Genomic DNA, 18,333 nt, shown 5'->3' on the forward strand with positions numbered 1-18,333 from the left:
CACCCGGCCCGCCCGGCACGCCCGGGCGGTGCCCGCGCCGCAGAACCTGGACGAAGACCTCATGCCTACCGTTGTGTTTCATAAAGGCGGCCAGACCTACACCGACGTGGTGAAGGACAACACCAACCTGGTGGTGCGGGCCGGCATCAAGCAGTTTCCGTTTCCGCACCTGCGCTACGAATGCGGCATGGGCAAGTGCGCCAAGTGCGCGTGCCGCATCATCGCCGGGGCCGAGCATCTGCCGCCGGTGAACTGGAAGGAAAAAAAGCAGCTGGGCGATCGTGTCGACCAGGGCTACCGGCTGGCGTGCCAGCTTTGGCTCAGCAGCGACATCGAGCTGTCCCAGGACGTGGAGGCATGATGGCGACCGAATCCACCTATGTGATCCTGACCTCCAAGCCCGGGGTGTTCCGTACCGAGGCGGGCGACGGCGCCGACATCATCGAGACCTATGACTACGTGTTCTACGGGCGCGCGCTGGCCGTGTTCAGCATTGCCCGCCTGGAACGTGAGATCAAGCTGGTGGTCACCGAGGAAACGCCGCCCTACGTGGTGAATCACGTGCCGTCCAAATTTCTGGAGAAGTTCTCGTCAGTGGACGCGGCCCGCAAGGAGCTGGCGCACCTGACGCGTTTTGGCAGCATGGCGTCGACGCTGACGCTGCGGTCCGGCGCGCGCGCCGCGGAGCACTGACTATATGGTTCAGATCACGTTCATATCCAACGGCGGCATGGTCGCCACGGCGCCGGAAAACAGCAACCTGCTGCGCGTGTCGCTCAAGGAAAAGGGCGGCATCCCGTTCAAGTGCGGGGGCGGCCTGTGCGGCACCTGCAAGTGCCGGATCGAAGAGGGGCTGGAAAACACCGACGCCATCAAGCCGAAGGAGCGCAAGCATCTGCGGCCGGAAGACTTCGAGGCCGGCTACCGCATGGCCTGCCAGACGTTTGTGAATGGCGACGTGAAGGTGTCGTGGGTGGTGCAGAACGGCAAGGGGATCGTGGTGGGCGCGGCGCCGGGGGCGGTGGAGAAGATCACGACCTGATGACCTGATGGCGGGGACAGCCGCTCGTCAGTGTTCCGGCGCTCAGGCGCTCAGGCCACCGACGCCTGCTGCGGCGGCTGTTGCGCTTCGGTGTAGGCCTTGGCCGCGTTGTGCACGTGCTGGCTGGCCAGAAGCGCCGCCAGGTCGCCGTTGCCTGCAATGACGGCATTCAAGATTTGCGAATGCTCGTCCCAGTTCTGCTTGGCGCGGCGCATGTTGCTGGGCGCGAACAGCAGCGCGGTGCGGTCGCGCAGCGAGCGCATCAGGTCGGTCAGCACCACGTTGCCGCCGATCGTGGCCAGCATTTCGTGGAACTGCGAATTCAGCGCCAGGAACTTGTCCAGCTTCTCGTCGCGCGCCGCTTCCGTGCCTTCGCGCAAAAAGGCCTGCAGGCGCTCCACCGTCTTTTCGTCGCGGCGCTGCGCGGCCAGCTTGGCGTTCAAGCCTTCCAGCGTGGCGCGCACTTCCACCATGTCGTAGGCCACGGCGTCTGACAGTACCGACACGGACGCGCCGCGGCGCGGCTCGATCGTGACCAGGCCTTCGGCGGCCAGCGCGCGCAACGCCTCGCGCACCGGGATGCGGGACACGCCCATTTCCTCGGACAAACGGCCTTCCACCAGGCGGTCGCCCGGCGTGAATTCGCCACTCAAGATGCGTTCGCGCAGCTTGTCGCGGATGACGGCAAACAACTGCGGGTGCTGCTCGCCGATCTTCAGCGGGGAGGAATGCTGTGTCTCGACGGCTTGCGGGCTGACGGGGGAGGTTGTCATGGCGAGCAGGTTTGGCGTAATGGATATAGTCGGCATTGTATTACCGGGTGTAGCCGTCCGTCGCTGGCGGTTTGCCGCATCAGTGCACCCAGAATGACTTCACCAGCACACCCACCGCGCCCATGGCGCAGGCCACGAGCAGCACGCCGCGCACAGCACGGGGAGGCAGCAGGGTGCGCAGGCGGCTGGAGACCGCGAAACCGGCCAGCAGAAACGGCGCCAGGCTGAGCGCCAACCCGGCGTGGTAGCCCGTGTAACGCTTGGCCAGCGCCAGCATGGCAAGCGAAAAAATGGATCCCAGAAAGAGCACCATGCCCAGCGTGGCGCGCAGCCGGGGCGGCGCGGCGTGCTGCAGCACGATGGCGATGGGCGGGGCGCCCACCGACGTCATCGTGCCCATGATCCCCGAGGCCACGCCCGCCCCGGAGACCCGGCCCGGCGTTGCGGAGAACTTCAGCCCCGCCACGCTGAGCGCGACGGCAACCAAGATCATGCAGGCAAAAAGCAAGCCCAGCGCCTGGGGCGCAAAGCGCGCCATGGCGTAGATCGCGATCAGGGTGCCGACGGCGCGCCCGGCCAGCGCGTAGGAAACGGCCGGCCAATCGATGGCGGCGCGTTCGCGCAGGGCGGTCAAGAGCGAAATGAAGCCGCCCAGGGTCAGGAGCGGGCCGGGCGCCAGTTGCGGGAAGAACATGGCCGCGACGGGCGCGGCAAACATCGCAAACCCCACGCCGCCCACGCCTTGTGCGACGGCCGCGCCAAACACGACGGCTGCCATGGCGGCGTAATGCCACAGATCGGTGCTTGCCAGGGAAGACAACATGTCTAAGGGCGTTGTAATTTCTGTATACGATAGTCTATCGATGAAATCCCGTGATGCCAGGAGATTTCGGAAACTCCAGGGTAATCCCTTGTTTTTCAGCTAAAAATCAGGCTGAGACCCGCATTATCGGTTTCCCTAGGCGGTGCATATTTCGGTTGGTATGGCTCATAACGAAATATAGTATACCGACGGTGGCGACCCAACAGCCACGCATTCAAGGGGAATAGCGCATGCAATCCGACGTCGTGCTCACTGCCGCTCATTGGATATACCTGATCAGCGTGGCCGCCATCATCCTGACGATGATCCTGCGCGCCAATGTCGTGGTGCCCTCGGTCATCGGCACGTTCCTGGTCGTGCTGGCGATCACGGGCAATCCGATCAGCGGACTGATCGGCATCTTTTCCGCCAGCTTCGTCGCCGCCAAAGAGCTCTTCAACATCTTTCTGGTCATCACGTTCATGACGGCGCTGCTCAACTCCCTGAAGACGCTGCAGGCGGACGTGCGCATGGTCCAGCCGTTTCGCCGCGTCATGCGGGGCGGGCATTCGTCGTTCGTGATCATCGCCCTCTGTACCTATGTGATCTCGCTGTTCTTCTGGCCGACGCCCGCCGTGCCGCTGGTGTCGGCCATCCTGCTGCCGGCGGCCATCGCGGCCGGGCTGCCGCCGCTGGCCGGCGCCATGGCCATTGCAATCGCGGGGCAGGGCATGGCCCTGTCTTCGGACTACGTGATCGGCGTGGCGCCGAGCATCAGCGCCAAGGCGGCGGGAGCGGCGGTCAGCGCCGCCGTGGTGGCCGACCGCGCGCTCGTGCTGTCGCTGATCACCGGCGCGATCGCGCTGGTGACGGCTTACCTGCTGGTGCGCCGTCACATCGTGCCGGCCGATCCGGCGCTGCTGTCGGCCTGGCAGGCCCGTGCGCAGGACGGCAGTCTGGCGCGCATGGAACAGGCTGGCTCGTTCGACAAGGCCGAACTCGCTCGCGGCACGATGGGCGCCGATCCCGCCCTGCCTGCCGGCCCCGCGCTGAGCGACGAAGAGCGCCGCCGCATCCGCTGGTCCAAGGTGTTTGCCGTGGTGACGCCGTTGGCGTTCCTGGCGGTGATCGCCGTGATGGTGCTGCCCCGGCTGTTCCCGTCGCTGCCCGCCCTGCGCGGCGGCGATGCGGCGGCGCTGGTCGGCGGCGTTGCGTTCGTGGTGATGATGCTGGTGACGTTGGCTGCCGAAGGTCCCCGCAAGATGCTGGACGTCTGCCCGGAGCACGTCACTGACGGCTTCGTGTTCGCCTTCAAGGCAATGGGTTCCGTGCTGCCCATCGCCGGCTTTTTCTTCGTGGGCGCCAATGAGACGGCCGCCCAGATCCTGGGCGTGCCGGCGGCGCAGGCACCCGGCCTGTTGTTCGAAGTGATCTCCGCCGCGCAGCACCTGATTCCGGAGAACCACTTCCTCGTCGCCTTCGGCGTGCTGCTTGTCGGCATGATCACCGGCATCGACGGCTCCGGCTTTGCCGGCCTGCCGCTCACCGGCACCCTGTCCGGCGCGCTGGGTCCGGTCGTCGGGGTGGACCCAGCTACGCTGGCCGCGGTCGGCCAGATGGGCGCCGTGTGGACGGGCGGCGGCACGCTGATCGCCTGGTCGTCGCTGATTGCGGTGGCGGGGTTTGCGCGGGTGAACGTGCTGTCGCTGGTGCGCGCGCTGCTGCTGCCCGTACTGCTGGCGCTCTTCGTCTCCACGATCTGCGCGGTGCTGATCTGGAGCTGAAAGCCCCGCCCGAATGCAAAAAGGCTCCCGCGCGGGAGCCTTTTTGCTGGCGGCGCGGTGGGGTTTCCACCGATCGCCGCACAGTGATTAAAGTATACAATGTGCTGAAACTGGCCCAGATGCCTCGCGCCCGGCCACGCCGGCCCAGACTCAATCAAGGAAGCGCTCCCGTGGACGATCTCTCGCAGCAACCCTTTTTGAACTACATCGGCGGCAATTGGACGCCCAGCGCTACGGGCAAGACGGCCCCGAACCGCAATCCGGCCGATATGGACGATGTCGTCGGGCATTTCCAGGCGTCCGGCGCCGAAGACGCCCGGCAGGCCGTGCTGGCCGCCGAAGCGGCCTTTGCCGCGTGGCGCGACACGCCGATCTCCAAGCGCGCGGCCATCCTGTTCCGGGCCGCCCAGCACCTGGAAGACAACGCCGACGCCATTGCCCGCGAGCTGACCCGCGAAGAAGGCAAGGGCCTGAATCTGGCCAAGGATGAAGTGCTGCGCTCGGCGCAGACGATCCGGTTCTACGCGGTCGAAGGCCAATCCTTCACGGGCGAGACCTACCCCAACGACGACCCGGACATGATCGTCTACAGCCAGCGCGAGCCGCTGGGCGTGGTCACGGTCATTTCCCCCTGGAATTTCCCCATCTCGATTCCGGCGCGCAAGATCGCGCCGGCCCTCATCATGGGCAACACGGTGGTGTTCAAGCCCTCGTCCGACGCGCCAATGTCGGGCTATCGCCTGACCGAGGCCTTCGTGCGCGCCGGCCTGCCCGCCGGCGTGCTGAACTTTCTGACGGGCCCGGCGGGCGCAGTGGGGGAAGCCATTACGGCGGCGAGCCAGGTGCGGGCCATTTCCTTCACCGGCTCCACGGCCGCCGGCGAGCAGATCCACCGGACGGCGGGCCTGACGACCCGCACGCAGATGGAGCTGGGCGGCAAGAACCCGCTGATCGTCCTGGCCGATGCCGACCTGGATCGCGCGGTGGACCTGGCGGTCAAGGGCGGCTTCTCGTTGAGCGGACAGGCGTGCACCGGCACCAGCCGCGTGCTGGTCGACCGCAAGGTCAGCCAGGCCTATACGGAAAAGCTGCTCGCCAAGATCAAGACGCTGACCATCGGCAACGGGCTTGAGGGAAATTTCGACCTGGGTCCGCTGGCCACCGCCCGCCAGCTCGACAACGTGCTCGGCTACATCGAACTGGGCAAGCAGGAGGCCAAGCACCTGCACGGCGGCGATCGCCTGACGGGCCCCGGCTTTGACCGCGGCTATTACGTGACGCCCGCGCTCTTTGCCGGCGTGACGCAGCAGATGCGCATTGCCCGCGAAGAGATCTTCGGCCCCGTGATCGCGCTGATCGAGGTCGACGGGTATGACGACGCCATCGCGCAGGCCAACGACACGGAATACGGCTTGTCGGCCGCGATTGCCACCACCGACGCGCGCTACGCGCACCGCTTCGCGCGGGACATCCAGGCCGGCACCGTGAAGATCAACCGCACCACCACCGGCAATCTGATCAATGCGCCGTTCGGCGGCCTGAAGCACTCCAGCACCTCGACGTTCCGAGAATCGGGCCGCGTGGGCCTGGAGTTCTACACCCAGATCAAAACCGTCTACCGCGCCGGCTGACGGCTCATCCATCCACAGAGGCTTTGCACATGAAACAGATCTATCGGCTGGAACTTGAAGAGGCGCGCGTCATGGTGCGCGCTGCCATCGCCAAGTCGCAGGAAATCGGCGTGCTGGAGTCGATCTGCATCGTGGACGACGGTGGCTATCCGATTGCGCTGGAGCGCATGGACGGCGCCCGCATCACGGGTCCGCAGATCGCCTGGAACAAGGCGTTCACCGCTGCCGGGCACAAGCGCTCGACCCACCTGTTCAATACGCCGCCCAACGGCCCCGCGCTGCCCGGCAACGAAGCCTTCGGCATCCAGTGGAGCTTCGACGGCAAGTTCGCGGTGTTCGTCGGCGGCTTTCCAATCGTCGTGAACGGCGAGGTGATCGGCGGCGTGGGCCTGAGCGGCGGCAACGGCGAGCAGGACACCAAAGCGGGTCTTGCGGCACTGGCCGCGCTGGGCGAATTGCTGGAGCCGCGCGGCATGAAGGTGCTGGTGGAAGCGGACATCAAGAAATAGGCGAGGGCGCCATGGCATACCGCGTGCACATTCTGGAAACCGAGACCGCCTTCGACGTCGAAGCGGGCGAAACCGTGCTGCAGGCCGCCGAGCGGTCGGCGGTGAAGCTGCCGCACGAATGCACGTTCGGCGGCTGCGGCACGTGCCGCATCAAGCTCGAGTCGGGCACTGTCCGGTACGACGACTACCCGATGGCGCTGACGCCGGAAGAGGCCGAGCAGGGCTACGCGCTGGCGTGCCAGGCGCATCCCATGGGCGACCTGCGCATCAGCGTGGCCAGCAGCCGCCAGGTCTTTCCCGAGGCGCGCCGCATCCCCGCCACGATCCACCGCATCGACGGCTACTGCGACGACGTCATCCACCTGACGCTGGCGCTGCCCGGCGACGGCCTGGACTACGTGCCCGGCCAGTATATGAACGTGGTGCTGCCGGACGGCGAGACGCGCAGCTTCTCCATGGCCTCGGCGCCCGCCGGCAACCTGATCGACTTCCATGTGCGGCGCATTCCCGGCGGCCGCTACACGGACCAGTGGCTGGGACAGGCCAGCGCGGGCGCGCCCGTGGAGATCGAGGCGCCGCTTGGCGTCTTCAGCTATCACGAGGAAGATTGGCGCCCGCTCATCATGATGGCGACCGGCACCGGCATTGCGCCGATCAAGGCGATTCTGGAATCGCTGCTGGACAACGAGGACTGCCCGCCCGTCACCCTGTATTGGGGCATGCGTACCGAAGCGGACCTGTATATCCGCGACGAGATAGAAAGCTGGGCCGGCCGTCTGTACGAATTCAACTTCGTGCCCGTGCTGTCGCGCGCGGGACCCGATTGGCAGGGGCGCCGCGGCTACGTGCAACAGGCCGTCCTGGAAGACCACGACGACCTGTCGGAACATGCCTTCTACCTGTGCGGCGCGCCGGAAATGATCCGCCAGGCCAAAAGCCTGCTGGCCGAACGCGGCGCCAGCCTGGACCACGTGTACGCCGACAGCTTCACGTTCCAGCACGCGCTGGCCTCGGCATAACGAACAACGAAGACTCGGCCTACCGATACACCAGCACCGGCAGCCGCGTGCGCGCCAGCACGCGCTGCGTCTCGCTGCCCAGCAAAAAGCCCGTCATGCCGTGCCGCCCGTGCGATCCCATCACGATCAGGTCGCATCCGGTTTTCTGCGCCGTCTCCACAATGGCCTCGTGCGGATGGTCATTCACCATGACGATGGCTTCGCAGGGCACCAGCGCGTGCCGCGCCTCAGTCTCAAGTCCGTCCAGATAGGCCTGCGCGTTCTTGCGCGCCTGGTCGGTGTGATGTCCTTCGGTGGCGCCCAGCATTTCGGCCTGATAAACCAGCAGGTGGTCTTCCGGAATAGCGCGCAGCAGGGTGATGGTGGCGCCCATTTCCTTGGCGAAAACGAGCGCGCGCTTGAATGCCGACTCGGACAGCAGGGAACCGTCCACGGCGATGAGCAAGTGCCTGTACATGTTGCCTCTCCTTTAGGTAAAGGAATGTCCAGCAACGGCGAATCCAGTATAGGCCTGCGGGCAGGCGCAAACCAGCCCCCATATGGAGGAGTGGGCCGGGGGGCACGCGGGAGGAGGGTGCGGCGGCGTCAGGCGATACGCCGCTGCGCCTCGTCCCCCGGCTCCAGCCCGCGCGGCAGGGCGGCGATCAGACTGCGCGTGTAGGGATGGCGGGCGTCGCGCCAGAGCGTGGCGTTGGGTCCTTCCTCGACGATCCGCCCCGCATTCATGACCAGCACCCGGTCCGCCAGGTAGTGGACCACCGACAGGTCGTGCGAGATGAACAGGTACGACAGGCGGAACTCATCCTTCAGGTCGACCAGCAAGTTGAGAATCTGCGCCTGCACGGACACGTCCAGCGCCGACACGGGTTCGTCGCAGATGACCAGCGCCGGGCGCAGCACCAGCGCCCGGGCAATGCCGATGCGCTGACGCTGGCCGCCCGAGAACTCGCTGGGATAGCGCGCCAGCGCCTCGCGCGGCAGGCCGACGGCGTCCAGGATGTGGTGAATGCGGCGGCGACGCTCGACGCGATCCTTCACGCGATGGATGCGCAGCGCTGCCTCCAGGATGTCCGCCACGGTATGCCGGGGATTGAGGGACGCGTACGGATCCTGAAAGATCATCTGCACGCGCTGGCGGTAGGCGGCCAGCCGGCCGGCATCTAGCGTCGTGGTGTCTTCGTCGCGCAGCAGAATGCGGCCCGAGGCCGGCGGCAGCAGCCGCACCAGCGCGCGTGACAGTGTGGACTTGCCGCAGCCCGACTCGCCCACCAGGCCCACCGTTTCGCCCGGCGCGATCTCGAACGACACGCCATCGACCGCCGTGGTGATGCCGCGGGACGTCCGGTACTGCACGCGCAGGTCCTGTACCTGCAGCAGTGGACCGCTGGCGCTCGCGGCGGGGTCGTTGGCGGCTGCCGGGACACGCGGCGGCGTCACCAGTCCAAACACCGGCTTGCCCGACGCAGGATCCAGCCGGGTTCGAATCTCCGGCAGCCGCAGCGTGCTGTAGTGCGTGGCGTCGTCCAGCCGCAGCGATGCGCCGAGCAGGCCGCGCGTGTACGGGTGGCGCGGCTGGCCCAGCAGCGCGGACGCCGCGCCTTCCTCGACCTTTTCGCCCTGCACCATCACCGCCACGCGGTCAGCCCATTCGCCCACAACCGCCAGGTCGTGCGTGATCAGCAACAGCCCCATGCCCAACTCGCCGCGCAGGTCGTCCAGCAGTTTCAGGATCTGCGCCTGGACCGTCACGTCCAGCGCGGTGGTGGGCTCGTCGGCCACCAGCAGCGCGGGCTGGCAGGCGATGGCGGCGGCGATCATCGCCCGCTGGCGCTGGCCGCCGGACAGGTGATGCGGATAGTCGTCCACGCGGCGCTGCGGCTCCGGCACGCGCACCATGTCGAGCAGTTCGATGGCGCGTGCGCGGGCCGCCCGGGCGGACGCGCCGCGGTGCAGGCGCAGCGCCTCGCCAATCTGGTCGCCCAGGGTCAGCACCGGATTCAGGCTGGTCATCGGCTCCTGGAAGATCATGGCGATGCGGTCGCCGCGCAACGCACAGCGGCGGCGTTCCGGCAGCGCCAGCAGGTCCTGGCCCTCGAACAGCACGCGGCCCTGCACCTTGGCATGGCGCGGCAACAGCCCCAGCAGCGCGAGCGCGGTGGTGGATTTGCCGCAGCCGGACTCGCCCACCAGCGCCAGCGTTTCGCCGGCGCGCAGTTGCAGGTCCAGGTTCCGCACGGCCTGGTGGCCGGGGAAGGCGACGTTCAATCCTTGGATGTCGATCAGCGTGGTCATGTCGGGAATCGGTTTTACGGCTGGCCGGCGGCGGCGGGCTGTGCCGCCACGCGGCGGCGGCGCAGTTTGGGGTTGAGCGCATCGTTGATGGCGTCGCTGAGCAGGTTCAGCGCCAGCACCGTCACCATGATGGTCAGGCCGGGCAGCGCGGTCATGTACCAGGCGGTGCGCAGCGCCTCGCGGCCCGCGCCGACCATGCTGCCCCAGCTCACCACGTTGGGATCGCCCAGTCCCAGAAAGGACAGCCCCGCTTCGGACAGGATGGCGTGGGCCACCAGCACGGCGGTGGTCACGATGATGGGCGGGAGGGCGTTGGGCAGGATCTCGCGGAAGATGATGCGGGCGTGGCCGGCGCCCAGCGTCTGCGCGGCCCGCACGAACTCGCGCTCGCGCAGCGAGATGAATTCGCCGCGCGTCAGCCGCGCGATGCCGGTCCAAGACGTGATGCCCAGCGCAAAGATGATGGTCGACAGTGACGGCCCCAGAATCGCCACCAGCACGATCGCCAGAAGGAACGAGGGCACCGTCTGGAACAGCTCGGTGATGCGCATCAGCACGGCATCGGTGCGCGGACCGGCATAGCCGGCAAAGGCGCCCACCAGCAGCCCGATGCCTAGCGCGATCGCGGCCGACGCGCCGCCCACCAGCAGCGACACGCGCGCCCCGTGGAAAAGCCCGGCCAGGATGTCGCGGCCCATCAGGTCGGTACCTGCGGGAAACTCGGCGTCTTCGCCGGGCCAGGTAAAGGGGGCGCCGACCATCTCCAGCGGATCGTCGGGAAACAGCCACGAGGCGCTGGCCGCCGCGCCGATCACGATGGCCAGAATGACCGCGCTGACAGCGGCCGAAGGCGTGCGCAGCAGGCGCAGCGCGGCAAGGGCGGGTGCTTTCATGTCTTTCTCACTCGGGGGTCGAGCAGGCCGTAGCAGGCGTCGACGGCTATGTTCATCAGAGCGACCAGCGCCGCGCTCATCAGCAGGATGCCCAGCAGCAGGTTGACGTCGCGGCTGGCGATGGCCTCGAACGACAACTGCCCCAGTCCCGGCCACGCGAACACGGTTTCGACCACGATGCTGCCGCCCAGCAGCGCGCTGCTTTGCAGACCCAGCATCGTGATGACCGGCAGGATGGCGTTCTTCAGGGCATGGCGCCAGATCACGCGCGCCTCGCCGTTGCCGCGGGCGCGCGCGGTGCGGATGTAGTCTTCCTGCAGGGTCTCGATCATCGACGCGCGCGACAGCCGGGCGTAGATGGCCACGTAGTAGATCGCCACGGTGGTGACCGGCAGCGCCAGATGGCGCGCATAGTCCACCCACAGCGCCCAGCCCTGGTGCGCCGCGCCCACATCGCGGATCCCGCCGACAGGCAGCCAGTTCAGATGCACGCCAAAGCCCACGATCAGCATCAGCGCCGTCCAGAACATGGGCGCGGAATAGCCTGCCGTGGCCAGCCCGGACAGCAGCGTGTCCAGAATGCCCTGCGGACGCCGGGCGGCCAGCACGCCCAGCAGCACGCCGACGGCCACCGACAGCGCCAATCCCGTGCCAATCAGCGCCAGCGTCGCGGGCAGCCGGTTGAAGATCAGGTCTGACACCGGCTCGCCATAACGGAAGGAATATCCCAGGTCCAGCGACAGCAGACTCTTGAGGTAATAGCCGAGCTGCGCGAACACGCTCTGGTCCAGGCCATAGGCCTGGCGCAACTGCGCGACGTGCTCGGGTGTGATGCCGCTGTTTTCCGAGGCGATCACGTCCACCAGATCACCAGGCACGAGTTTCAGCAGGAAGAAGTTGGCAATCGCGGTGACGCCCACCACGAACAGGATCTGCAGCAGGTAGCGCAGCGGACGGGGCAGGCGCAGGGACATGGCGATCTTTCCCCGGCCGTCAGGCCTTGCCCAGCCAGACGTTGGCAAAGTTGTTGCGCGAATGGGACGAAGCGTCCGTCACGTTGCGCACCTGCTTGTCCCACACGCCAAACCAGCGGAACTCGAACAGCCCGATCAGCGGCAGATCACGCTGCGCCAGCCGCTGCACCTCGTTGTATTGCTCGATGCGCTTTTGCGGATCGGTTTCGATCTGCGCGGCTTCGATGGCCCGATCCATGTCGGCGTTCTTGTAGCCGGAAACGTTGTACCAGGGCGTACCCTTGGCTTCTGCCTTGCTCCAGTAGCGCGTCTCCACGCCCAACTGCGGATCGATCAGAACCGTTCCCCACGAACTGATGAGCTGGAAGTTGTAGTCCGTGAACACATTGCGCGTCCACGTCGCCAGGTCCAGCCCACGCAGCGTCACGTCGATGCCGATCTTGCGCAACGCCTGGCGCACGAACTCGCCGGTGCGGCGGTAGTCGTCGCCGAACGGGATGTAGTCGTGCGTCAGCGCAAAGCGCCAGCCGTCGGCCTTGCGCGGGTAGCCGGCTTCGTCCAGCAGCTTCTCGGCCAGCGCCGGGTCAAACGGATACTGTTGCACGTTGGGGTTGTGATAGGGCTTTACCAGCGACGGCACCGGGCTGACGAACGGTTCGGCATAGCCGTTCCACACGGTCTTGACCAGCACTTGCTTGTTCACCGCGTGCGCGATGGCCTGGCGCACCTTCAGGTTCGACAGGATGGGATCGCGCAGGTTGGCTTCCAGCCACAGCCAGGCGGCAAAGCCGTTGTAGCCGGACGTGTCGACCGCCAGCTTGGGCAGCTTGGACAGACGCGTCGCATCGGTGAAGGCCACCGGATTGCGCTCGCCGTAAGCGACGCCGCCGGTCTCCAGCGCGGTGGCGCGGCCCGAGACGTCCGGGATGATCTTCCAGACGATGCGGTCCAGGTACGGGCGCTCCGGCTGCCAGTATTTCTCGTTCTTCTCCAGCACGATGTAGTTGCCGCGGTTCCATTCCTTGAACACGAAGGGACCGGTGCCGATCGGCTTGTTGTTGTACGGATTGTTCTGGATGTCCGTGCCTTCGAACAGATGGCGCGGCAGGATCGGCGCGCCCAGCGAGTCGATGGCGTTCAGCGCCACGGGCGTGGGCTGGGACAGGTGCAGCACCACGGTGTGATCGTCCGGCGCCTCGACCTTCTGCAGATACTGGAACACGCGGCGCGCGCTGGGCGCGTGCTTCAACCACACTTCCTCAGCCGACCACTTCACGTCCGCCGATGTGAACGGCTTGCCGTCGTGCCACAGCACGCCCTGGCGCAGCTTGAAGGTGATGGTCTTGCCGTCCTCCGATACGGTCCAGCTTTCGGCCAGGACGGGACGCGGCTTGAGGTCCGGGCCGTACTCCACCAGCCCGTCGAAGATCTTGCTCACCACGGCCCCCGTGGGCGTGGACGAGTTCAGGTAGAACGCCAGCGTGGGCGGCTCCGGATGCACCACTGCATTGAGCACGCCGCCGCGCACCGCGCCGTCCACGGTGTTGGGCAGGCTGTTCGTGTCGGCGTGCGCGGGCGCGAAGATCACGTTGGGAAACAGGGCGCCCGAGCCCATCAGCGCCGCGGCGCCCATGAGCCAGCGGCGCAACGGGCTGGCGGGCTGGTCCTGATCGTCCGCGGCGGGGGGGAGAGACTGCGTCATCGTGGTGTCCTTGCGTGGAAAGAGGATGCGTCGTGCAGAGAAGGGGGAGAGGTGTGCGGGTTCACGCCGCCAGGCTGGTTAACGCCGGCAGATCCGACGGATCGCGGCGCAGCAGCGTGGCCAAAAGCTCGCGCCGCCACGCGTCGTACAGCGCGACGTGGTTGCGGGTGTCCAGATGCGTGGCGCGCTGATTTAGTTGCCAGGAGTCGCGCAGATAAGGACCCAGGATGCGCTGGGCGTCCTCATCGGCCTGAATCAGGCCTTCCACCCAGTCTTCACGTTGGGCCGGGTCGGCGCGTTCCAGCTTGTTCAGCCACCACTGCGTGATGCGGATGCGGTGCGCTTCCTCGTCGGGCAGGATGCGGTTCTCGCCGAACTCGCGGTGGCCGAAATCCAGCACCTGCGCTGTGCGCCGGTTCACGAACAGGCGCGCCAGGATGTAGTGCTCGTAGTGGAACTGCCACGCCAGGAAGTTCTGCCAATTGCGTAGCGCAAAGCCGCCGATCAGGTCCCATGCGTCGCGCACGCCATCCTCGACCAGGGGCAGCGGGTCAGCGCCCAGCAGCACCGCGGCGCGTCCGCGCGAGAACTCCGCGTGCGCGGCGTCGTCGCCCAGCTGGCGCGCCAGCGCGAACTGAAACTCGACGTCGTCGTCGAAGAGGCCCGATATGGCATGCGCGGCAACCTGCGTGATGAAGAGGTCATGTACGGTGTTCCACACCGCGTAGCGGCCCGCGGCCTCGCGCTCTTCGGCATTCGCCAGGTCGCGCGGGGCGTCGATGCGCGCGGCGGGAATGTTCGGCGCCACGACCAGCCGCAGGTCGTCAAACAGCTGCGCCTCAAGCGCGCCGTCGTAATGCAGGGACAAGGGCAGATCCAGTTCGGGCATGGCGGCTGCAAGATGGTTGGCGGAAAGACTCGACTCTAAGCAAGCGCCAATGCCCGCCACAAACATTCTTTGGTGATTTGGATATGCGCGCCGCGCCCCTCTAACAGGGGCACGCGCAGTGTTCGGCCGCATATGCCGATTTCAAATAAGCCAATGCAAAATCAGTTCTTCCGCTGCGCCATGGCCGCGACGTAGGCTGCATGTCTTCTCAACGCCGGGGCATTCCATGCCGCAAGCTTCAAGCATTTCCACCACGCACGACATCGACGACGCGCCGCGGGTCGTGCCTGCGGCTCGCATTGCCGACGACGCGCAGGCCATCGACGCCGCGCATGCGCTGGCCGCCGACTTCGCGCAGGGCGCGGCGCGGCGGGACCGCGAGCGCGGTTTGCCGTGGCGCGAAATCGAGCGCTATTCGGCGAGCGGGCTGGGCGGCATCACGGTGCCGCGTGAATTCGGCGGGCCGGATGTGTCCCACGTCACGCTGGCCGAGGTCTTTCGCATCATCAGCGCGGCGGATCCGTCGCTGGGCCAGATTCCACAGAATCACTTCGGCTTTCTGAACCTGTTGCGCCTGACCGGATCGCCAGCGCAGAAGCGGCGGTACTACGACGGTGTGCTGGCGGGGCGCCGGCTGGGCAATGCGGGCCCCGAACGCCACACGCGCCACACTCGCGACATACAGGCGCGCCTCGTGCCCGACGGCGACGGCTTTCGCCTCACCGGCCGCAAGTTCTACTCCACCGGTGCGCTGTTCGCGCACTGGATCCCGTCCAAGGTGCTGGACGCGCAGGGCAGGCTGGTGACGGTTGTGCTGGAACGCGGCGCGCCGGGGCTGACGGTGGTGGACGACTGGTCCAGCTTCGGCCAGCGCACCACGGCCAGCGGTACGGTGCTGCTGGACAACGTGCGCGTGGAAGCCGACAGCATCCTGCCCGCCTGGACCGTGCAGGAAAGCCCCGTGCTGATTGGACCGTTCGCGCAGCTGATGCAGGCCGCCATCGACGCCGGCATCGCGCAGGGCGCCTTGAACGACACGGTGACCTTCCTGCGTGAACGCTCACGCCCTTGGGTCGAGGCGAACGTCGAACGCGCAACGCAGGACCCGTACGTCATCGCCGACGTGGGGCGCCTGCACATCGAGTTGCATGCCGCCGAGGCGCTGCTGACCGAGGCCGCGCAACATCTGGATGACGCTGCGGGACGCGAGTTGGACGCGGACGGCGTGGCAGCCGCCTCCATCGTGGTGGCGCGCGCCAAGGCGCTGTCCACGGAGATCGCGCTTACCGCCAGCGAAAAACTCTTCGAACTTTCGGGCTCGCGTGCGTCGCTGGCCGAGTTCAACCTCGACCGCCACTGGCGCAACGCGCGCACGCACACGCTGCACGACCCGGTGCGCTGGAAGTACCACGCCATCGGCAACCATGTGCTGAACGGCGAGCGTCCCAACCGCCATTCCTGGATCTGACCTCATGCCGCATCAGAACGTGTCCACGCTGGCGCCCCGCCGCGCCGCCCTCATCCAGAACGACGCGCAGGCCATCGAAACCGCCCACGCGCTGGCCGCCGAATTCGCCGAAGAGGCGTCGGCACGCGACCGCGAACGCCGCCTGCCGCTGCCGGAACTGGAGCGTTATTCTCAGTCTGGCCTGTGGGGTATCACCGTGCCGCGCAAGCATGGTGGCGCCGGCGTGTCGTGCGTGACGCTCGCCGCCGTCACGGCCATCATCTCGCGCGCTGATGGCTCGCTGGGGCAGATTCCGCAAAACCACTACTACGCGCTGGAAGTCCTGCGCGTGAACGGCAACGCCGACCAGCAGGCGCGTTTCTACGCGCGTGCGCTGGCCGGCGACCGCTTCGGCAACGCGCTGGCCGAGGTTGGCACACGCACAGCCGCCGAACGCCGCACGCGCCTGACGCCCGATGGCCAGGACGGCTGGCGCATCAACGGCAGCAAGTTCTACTGCACCGGCGCGCTCTATGCCCAGTGGATCCCCACCGCCACGGTGGACGAGGACGGCATCCAGCGCCTGGCCTTCGTGCGCCGCGACAGTCCCGGCGTCGAAGTCATCGACGACTGGTCCGGTTTCGGCCAGCGCGTAACCGGCAGCGGCACGGTGGTCTTCAAGGACGTGGCGGTGCCGCGGCAAGACGTGCTGCTGCTTGCCGATCCGTCCGCGCCCGCCAACACGATCAAGCCGCTGGCGCAGCTGATCCACGCCGCCATCGACTTAGGGCTCGGCCAGGCCGCGCTGGCCGACGCCGTCGACTTCGTGCGCGAACGCTCGCGGCCGTGGATCGACGCCGGCGTCGACGAGGCGCGGCACGATCCGCTGACGATCAGCGAATTCGGCCGCCTGTCGGTCCGGTTGGAGGCCGCCCGCGCCCTGGTGGCGCGCGCCGGCCGGATACTGGACACGGCCACTGCCGATGCCACCCCGCAACACATCGCGGCCGCCGCCATCGCCGTGGCCGAGGCCCGCGCGCTCACCACCGAGGCGTCGCTCGCCGCCGGCACCAAGCTGTTCGAGCTGTCGGGTACGCAGTCCACGCTGGACCACCTGAACCTGGACCGCCATTGGCGCAACGCCCGCACCCACACCCTGCACGATCCGGTGCGCTGGAAGGTGCACGCCGTCGGCAATTACTACCTCAACGACGCCCCGCCCGCGCGCGTGGGCACCACCTGATACGCCGGAGCGGCTCGCCATGGCAAAAAAGCAAATCCTCCTGAACGCGTTCAACATGAACTGCGTTGGCCACATCAACCACGGCCTGTGGACGCATCCGCGCGACACGTCCACCCAATACAAGACCCTGGAATACTGGACGGATCTGGCCAAGCTGCTGGAACGCGGCCTCTTCGACGGCCTGTTTCTAGCCGACATCGTGGGCGTGTACGACGTCTACCAGGACTCGGCCGACATCACGCTGCGCGAGTCCATCCAGCTTCCGGTCAACGACCCCCTGCTCACGGTATCCGCGATGGCCGCCGCCACGCGCCATCTGGGCTTTGGCGTGACGGTGAACCTGACCTACGAAGCGCCCTACCTGCTGGCGCGCCGCTTCTCGACGCTGGACCACCTGACCAACGGCCGCATCGGCTGGAACATCGTCACCGGCTATCTGGAAAGCGCGGCGCGCGCGATGGGTTTGTCAGAACAGATCGCCCATGACGAACGCTACGACCGCGCCGATGAATTCCTGGAGGTTGCCTACAAACTCTGGGAAGGCAGCTGGGCCGACGACGCGGTGCTTGCCGACAAACGCGCCCGCCTCTATGCCGACCCCGCCGCCGTGCGCCCGGTGGACCACACCGGCAAGTACTACCGCGTGCAGGGGTATCACCTCTCCGAACCGTCGCGCCAACGCACGCCGGTCTTGTACCAGGCCGGCTCCTCCGGCCGCGGCCAGGCTTTCGCCGCACGCCATGCCGAGTGCGTGTTCGTCTCAAGCCAAACCAAGGACGGCCTTCGCAAACTCGTCGCCGACGTCCGAGACGCGGTCGCCCGCGAAGGCCGCAATCCACGCGACATCAAGTTCTTCATGGGCGTGACGGTGGTGCCCGGTAGAACGGAAGCCGAGGCACGCGAGAAGCACGCGGAATATCTGCGCTACGCCAACCCCGAAGCGGGCCTCGCCCACTACGCCAGCTCTACCGGCATCGACTTCTCGCGCTATTCGTCCGACGAACCGATCCGTTACGTGAAGAACAACGCGATCGAATCGGCCGTCAAGAACCTGACTGTGGCCCGCACCGACCGCACGGTCAACGACCTGCTCGCCGACATGGCGCTAGGGGGCAGATATCCGGCGCTGGTAGGCAGCGCATCGCAGATCGCGGATGAACTTGAGTCGTGGGTGGCCGAAACGGATATCGACGGATTCAATCTGGCGCGGACGGTGACGCCGGAATGCTATTCGGACTTCATCGACATCGTGGTGCCGGAATTGCAGGAACGGGGGTCGTACAAGCGGGCGTATGCGGAGGGGTCTCTGAGGGAGAAGTTGTTTGGGGAGGGG

The 18,333-nt window shown here is 66.9% G+C and carries 18 protein-coding genes; 10 read left to right on the top strand and 8 right to left on the bottom strand.

All coding sequences use genetic code 11. The features are described from left to right. Positions 1-61: 61 nt before the first annotated feature. From AC6LJW_RS27895 to AC6LJW_RS27905, 3 genes are read left to right on the top strand one after another with little or no spacing between them, the layout of a single operon-like run. A complete protein-coding gene (locus AC6LJW_RS27895) occupies positions 62-361 on the top strand; it encodes a 2Fe-2S iron-sulfur cluster-binding protein (RefSeq protein WP_056566926.1) in 300 nt (99 codons plus the stop codon). Further along, positions 358-693, top strand: a complete 336-nt coding sequence (locus tag AC6LJW_RS27900) for a hypothetical protein (protein WP_056565169.1) — start codon at positions 358-360, stop codon at positions 691-693. The genes AC6LJW_RS27895 and AC6LJW_RS27900 overlap by 4 nt, the downstream gene beginning before the upstream one ends. Before the next feature lie 4 nt (positions 694-697). Beyond that, positions 698-1,042, top strand: a complete 345-nt coding sequence (locus AC6LJW_RS27905; protein ID WP_498088830.1) for a 2Fe-2S iron-sulfur cluster-binding protein — start codon at positions 698-700, stop codon at positions 1,040-1,042. A 50-nt stretch (positions 1,043-1,092) separates the two neighbouring features. Here the strand turns inward: AC6LJW_RS27905 and AC6LJW_RS27910 are convergent, their stop codons facing one another. Beyond that, the gene (locus tag AC6LJW_RS27910; RefSeq protein ID WP_105237069.1) at positions 1,093-1,815 is read right to left on the bottom strand and encodes a GntR family transcriptional regulator; all 723 of its coding nucleotides are present in this window, start codon (positions 1,813-1,815) and stop codon (positions 1,093-1,095) included. A gap of 79 nt (positions 1,816-1,894) precedes the next feature. Further along, positions 1,895-2,638, bottom strand: coding sequence for a sulfite exporter TauE/SafE family protein (locus AC6LJW_RS27915; RefSeq protein WP_056565161.1), 744 nt, complete (start codon positions 2,636-2,638; stop codon positions 1,895-1,897). Positions 2,639-2,868: 230 nt separating this feature from the next. Here AC6LJW_RS27915 and AC6LJW_RS27920 point away from each other — a divergent pair, with 230 nt between their 5' ends. From AC6LJW_RS27920 to AC6LJW_RS27935, 4 genes are all read left to right on the top strand, one after another. Continuing rightward, positions 2,869-4,401 (top strand): hypothetical protein, encoded by a 1,533-nt coding sequence (locus AC6LJW_RS27920; RefSeq protein WP_427986807.1) that lies wholly within the window; start codon positions 2,869-2,871, stop codon positions 4,399-4,401. Between the two features lie 170 nt (positions 4,402-4,571). After that, positions 4,572-6,032: an aldehyde dehydrogenase family protein gene (locus AC6LJW_RS27925; protein WP_498088831.1), complete on the top strand. Its 1,461-nt coding sequence runs from the start codon at positions 4,572-4,574 to the stop codon at positions 6,030-6,032. Between the two features lie 29 nt (positions 6,033-6,061). Next, on the top strand, positions 6,062-6,541 hold the full coding sequence (locus AC6LJW_RS27930; protein ID WP_056319338.1) for a GlcG/HbpS family heme-binding protein: 480 nt from the start codon (positions 6,062-6,064) through the stop codon (positions 6,539-6,541). A gap of 11 nt (positions 6,542-6,552) precedes the next feature. Further along, the gene (locus tag AC6LJW_RS27935) at positions 6,553-7,560 is read left to right on the top strand and encodes a 2Fe-2S iron-sulfur cluster-binding protein (RefSeq protein WP_498088832.1); all 1,008 of its coding nucleotides are present in this window, start codon (positions 6,553-6,555) and stop codon (positions 7,558-7,560) included. A gap of 19 nt (positions 7,561-7,579) precedes the next feature. Here the strand turns inward: AC6LJW_RS27935 and AC6LJW_RS27940 are convergent, their stop codons facing one another. The 6 genes from AC6LJW_RS27940 to AC6LJW_RS27965 form a co-directional block, all read right to left on the bottom strand. After that, positions 7,580-8,017 (bottom strand): universal stress protein, encoded by a 438-nt coding sequence (locus tag AC6LJW_RS27940; RefSeq protein WP_056565149.1) that lies wholly within the window; start codon positions 8,015-8,017, stop codon positions 7,580-7,582. A gap of 128 nt (positions 8,018-8,145) precedes the next feature. Next, a complete protein-coding gene (locus tag AC6LJW_RS27945) occupies positions 8,146-9,852 on the bottom strand; it encodes an ABC transporter ATP-binding protein (protein WP_498088833.1) in 1,707 nt (568 codons plus the stop codon). Positions 9,853-9,866: 14 nt separating this feature from the next. Then, positions 9,867-10,745: an ABC transporter permease gene (locus tag AC6LJW_RS27950; RefSeq protein WP_498088834.1), complete on the bottom strand. Its 879-nt coding sequence runs from the start codon at positions 10,743-10,745 to the stop codon at positions 9,867-9,869. Continuing rightward, on the bottom strand, positions 10,742-11,719 hold the full coding sequence (locus AC6LJW_RS27955) for an ABC transporter permease (protein WP_056565141.1): 978 nt from the start codon (positions 11,717-11,719) through the stop codon (positions 10,742-10,744). The genes AC6LJW_RS27950 and AC6LJW_RS27955 overlap by 4 nt, the downstream gene beginning before the upstream one ends. A gap of 19 nt (positions 11,720-11,738) precedes the next feature. Then, positions 11,739-13,421 carry an ABC transporter substrate-binding protein gene (locus AC6LJW_RS27960; protein ID WP_175137153.1) on the bottom strand — a complete coding sequence of 561 codons (1,683 nt, stop codon included), beginning with the start codon at positions 13,419-13,421 and terminating at the stop codon, positions 11,739-11,741. A 61-nt stretch (positions 13,422-13,482) separates the two neighbouring features. Next, positions 13,483-14,310, bottom strand: a complete 828-nt coding sequence (locus AC6LJW_RS27965; protein WP_498088835.1) for a hypothetical protein — start codon at positions 14,308-14,310, stop codon at positions 13,483-13,485. A 226-nt stretch (positions 14,311-14,536) separates the two neighbouring features. On the opposite strand from AC6LJW_RS27965, the gene AC6LJW_RS27970 reads away from it, so the two are divergent. From AC6LJW_RS27970 to AC6LJW_RS27980, 3 genes are all read left to right on the top strand, one after another. Further along, the gene (locus AC6LJW_RS27970) at positions 14,537-15,778 is read left to right on the top strand and encodes an SfnB family sulfur acquisition oxidoreductase (protein ID WP_498088836.1); all 1,242 of its coding nucleotides are present in this window, start codon (positions 14,537-14,539) and stop codon (positions 15,776-15,778) included. A 4-nt stretch (positions 15,779-15,782) separates the two neighbouring features. Next, positions 15,783-17,000 carry an SfnB family sulfur acquisition oxidoreductase gene (locus AC6LJW_RS27975; RefSeq protein WP_498088837.1) on the top strand — a complete coding sequence of 406 codons (1,218 nt, stop codon included), beginning with the start codon at positions 15,783-15,785 and terminating at the stop codon, positions 16,998-17,000. A gap of 19 nt (positions 17,001-17,019) precedes the next feature. After that, the coding region (locus tag AC6LJW_RS27980; protein ID WP_498088838.1) for an LLM class flavin-dependent oxidoreductase at positions 17,020-18,333 on the top strand (1,314 nt) is incomplete at its 3' end.

The organism is Achromobacter sp. 1012554356 (genome assembly GCF_059760815.1).

Bases quoted from the DNA above. Each gene is read 5' to 3' on its own strand.
- AC6LJW_RS27970 (WP_498088836.1), top strand. From the start codon at position 14,537: ATGCCGCAAGCTTCAAGCATTTCCACCACGCACGACATCGACGACGCG.
- AC6LJW_RS27940 (WP_056565149.1), bottom strand. From the start codon at position 8,017: ATGTACAGGCACTTGCTCATCGCCGTGGACGGTTCCCTGCTGTCCGAG.
- AC6LJW_RS27915 (WP_056565161.1), bottom strand. From the start codon at position 2,638: ATGTTGTCTTCCCTGGCAAGCACCGATCTGTGGCATTACGCCGCCATG.
- AC6LJW_RS27895 (WP_056566926.1), top strand. From the start codon at position 62: ATGCCTACCGTTGTGTTTCATAAAGGCGGCCAGACCTACACCGACGTG.
- AC6LJW_RS27960 (WP_175137153.1), bottom strand. From the start codon at position 13,421: ATGACGCAGTCTCTCCCCCCCGCCGCGGACGATCAGGACCAGCCCGCC.
- AC6LJW_RS27975 (WP_498088837.1), top strand. From the start codon at position 15,783: ATGCCGCATCAGAACGTGTCCACGCTGGCGCCCCGCCGCGCCGCCCTC.
- AC6LJW_RS27950 (WP_498088834.1), bottom strand. From the start codon at position 10,745: ATGAAAGCACCCGCCCTTGCCGCGCTGCGCCTGCTGCGCACGCCTTCG.
- AC6LJW_RS27935 (WP_498088832.1), top strand. From the start codon at position 6,553: ATGGCATACCGCGTGCACATTCTGGAAACCGAGACCGCCTTCGACGTC.
- AC6LJW_RS27965 (WP_498088835.1), bottom strand. From the start codon at position 14,310: ATGCCCGAACTGGATCTGCCCTTGTCCCTGCATTACGACGGCGCGCTT.
- AC6LJW_RS27900 (WP_056565169.1), top strand. From the start codon at position 358: ATGATGGCGACCGAATCCACCTATGTGATCCTGACCTCCAAGCCCGGG.
- AC6LJW_RS27905 (WP_498088830.1), top strand. From the start codon at position 698: ATGGTTCAGATCACGTTCATATCCAACGGCGGCATGGTCGCCACGGCG.
- AC6LJW_RS27945 (WP_498088833.1), bottom strand. From the start codon at position 9,852: ATGACCACGCTGATCGACATCCAAGGATTGAACGTCGCCTTCCCCGGC.
- AC6LJW_RS27920 (WP_427986807.1), top strand. From the start codon at position 2,869: ATGCAATCCGACGTCGTGCTCACTGCCGCTCATTGGATATACCTGATC.
- AC6LJW_RS27955 (WP_056565141.1), bottom strand. From the start codon at position 11,719: ATGTCCCTGCGCCTGCCCCGTCCGCTGCGCTACCTGCTGCAGATCCTG.
- AC6LJW_RS27930 (WP_056319338.1), top strand. From the start codon at position 6,062: ATGAAACAGATCTATCGGCTGGAACTTGAAGAGGCGCGCGTCATGGTG.
- AC6LJW_RS27910 (WP_105237069.1), bottom strand. From the start codon at position 1,815: ATGACAACCTCCCCCGTCAGCCCGCAAGCCGTCGAGACACAGCATTCC.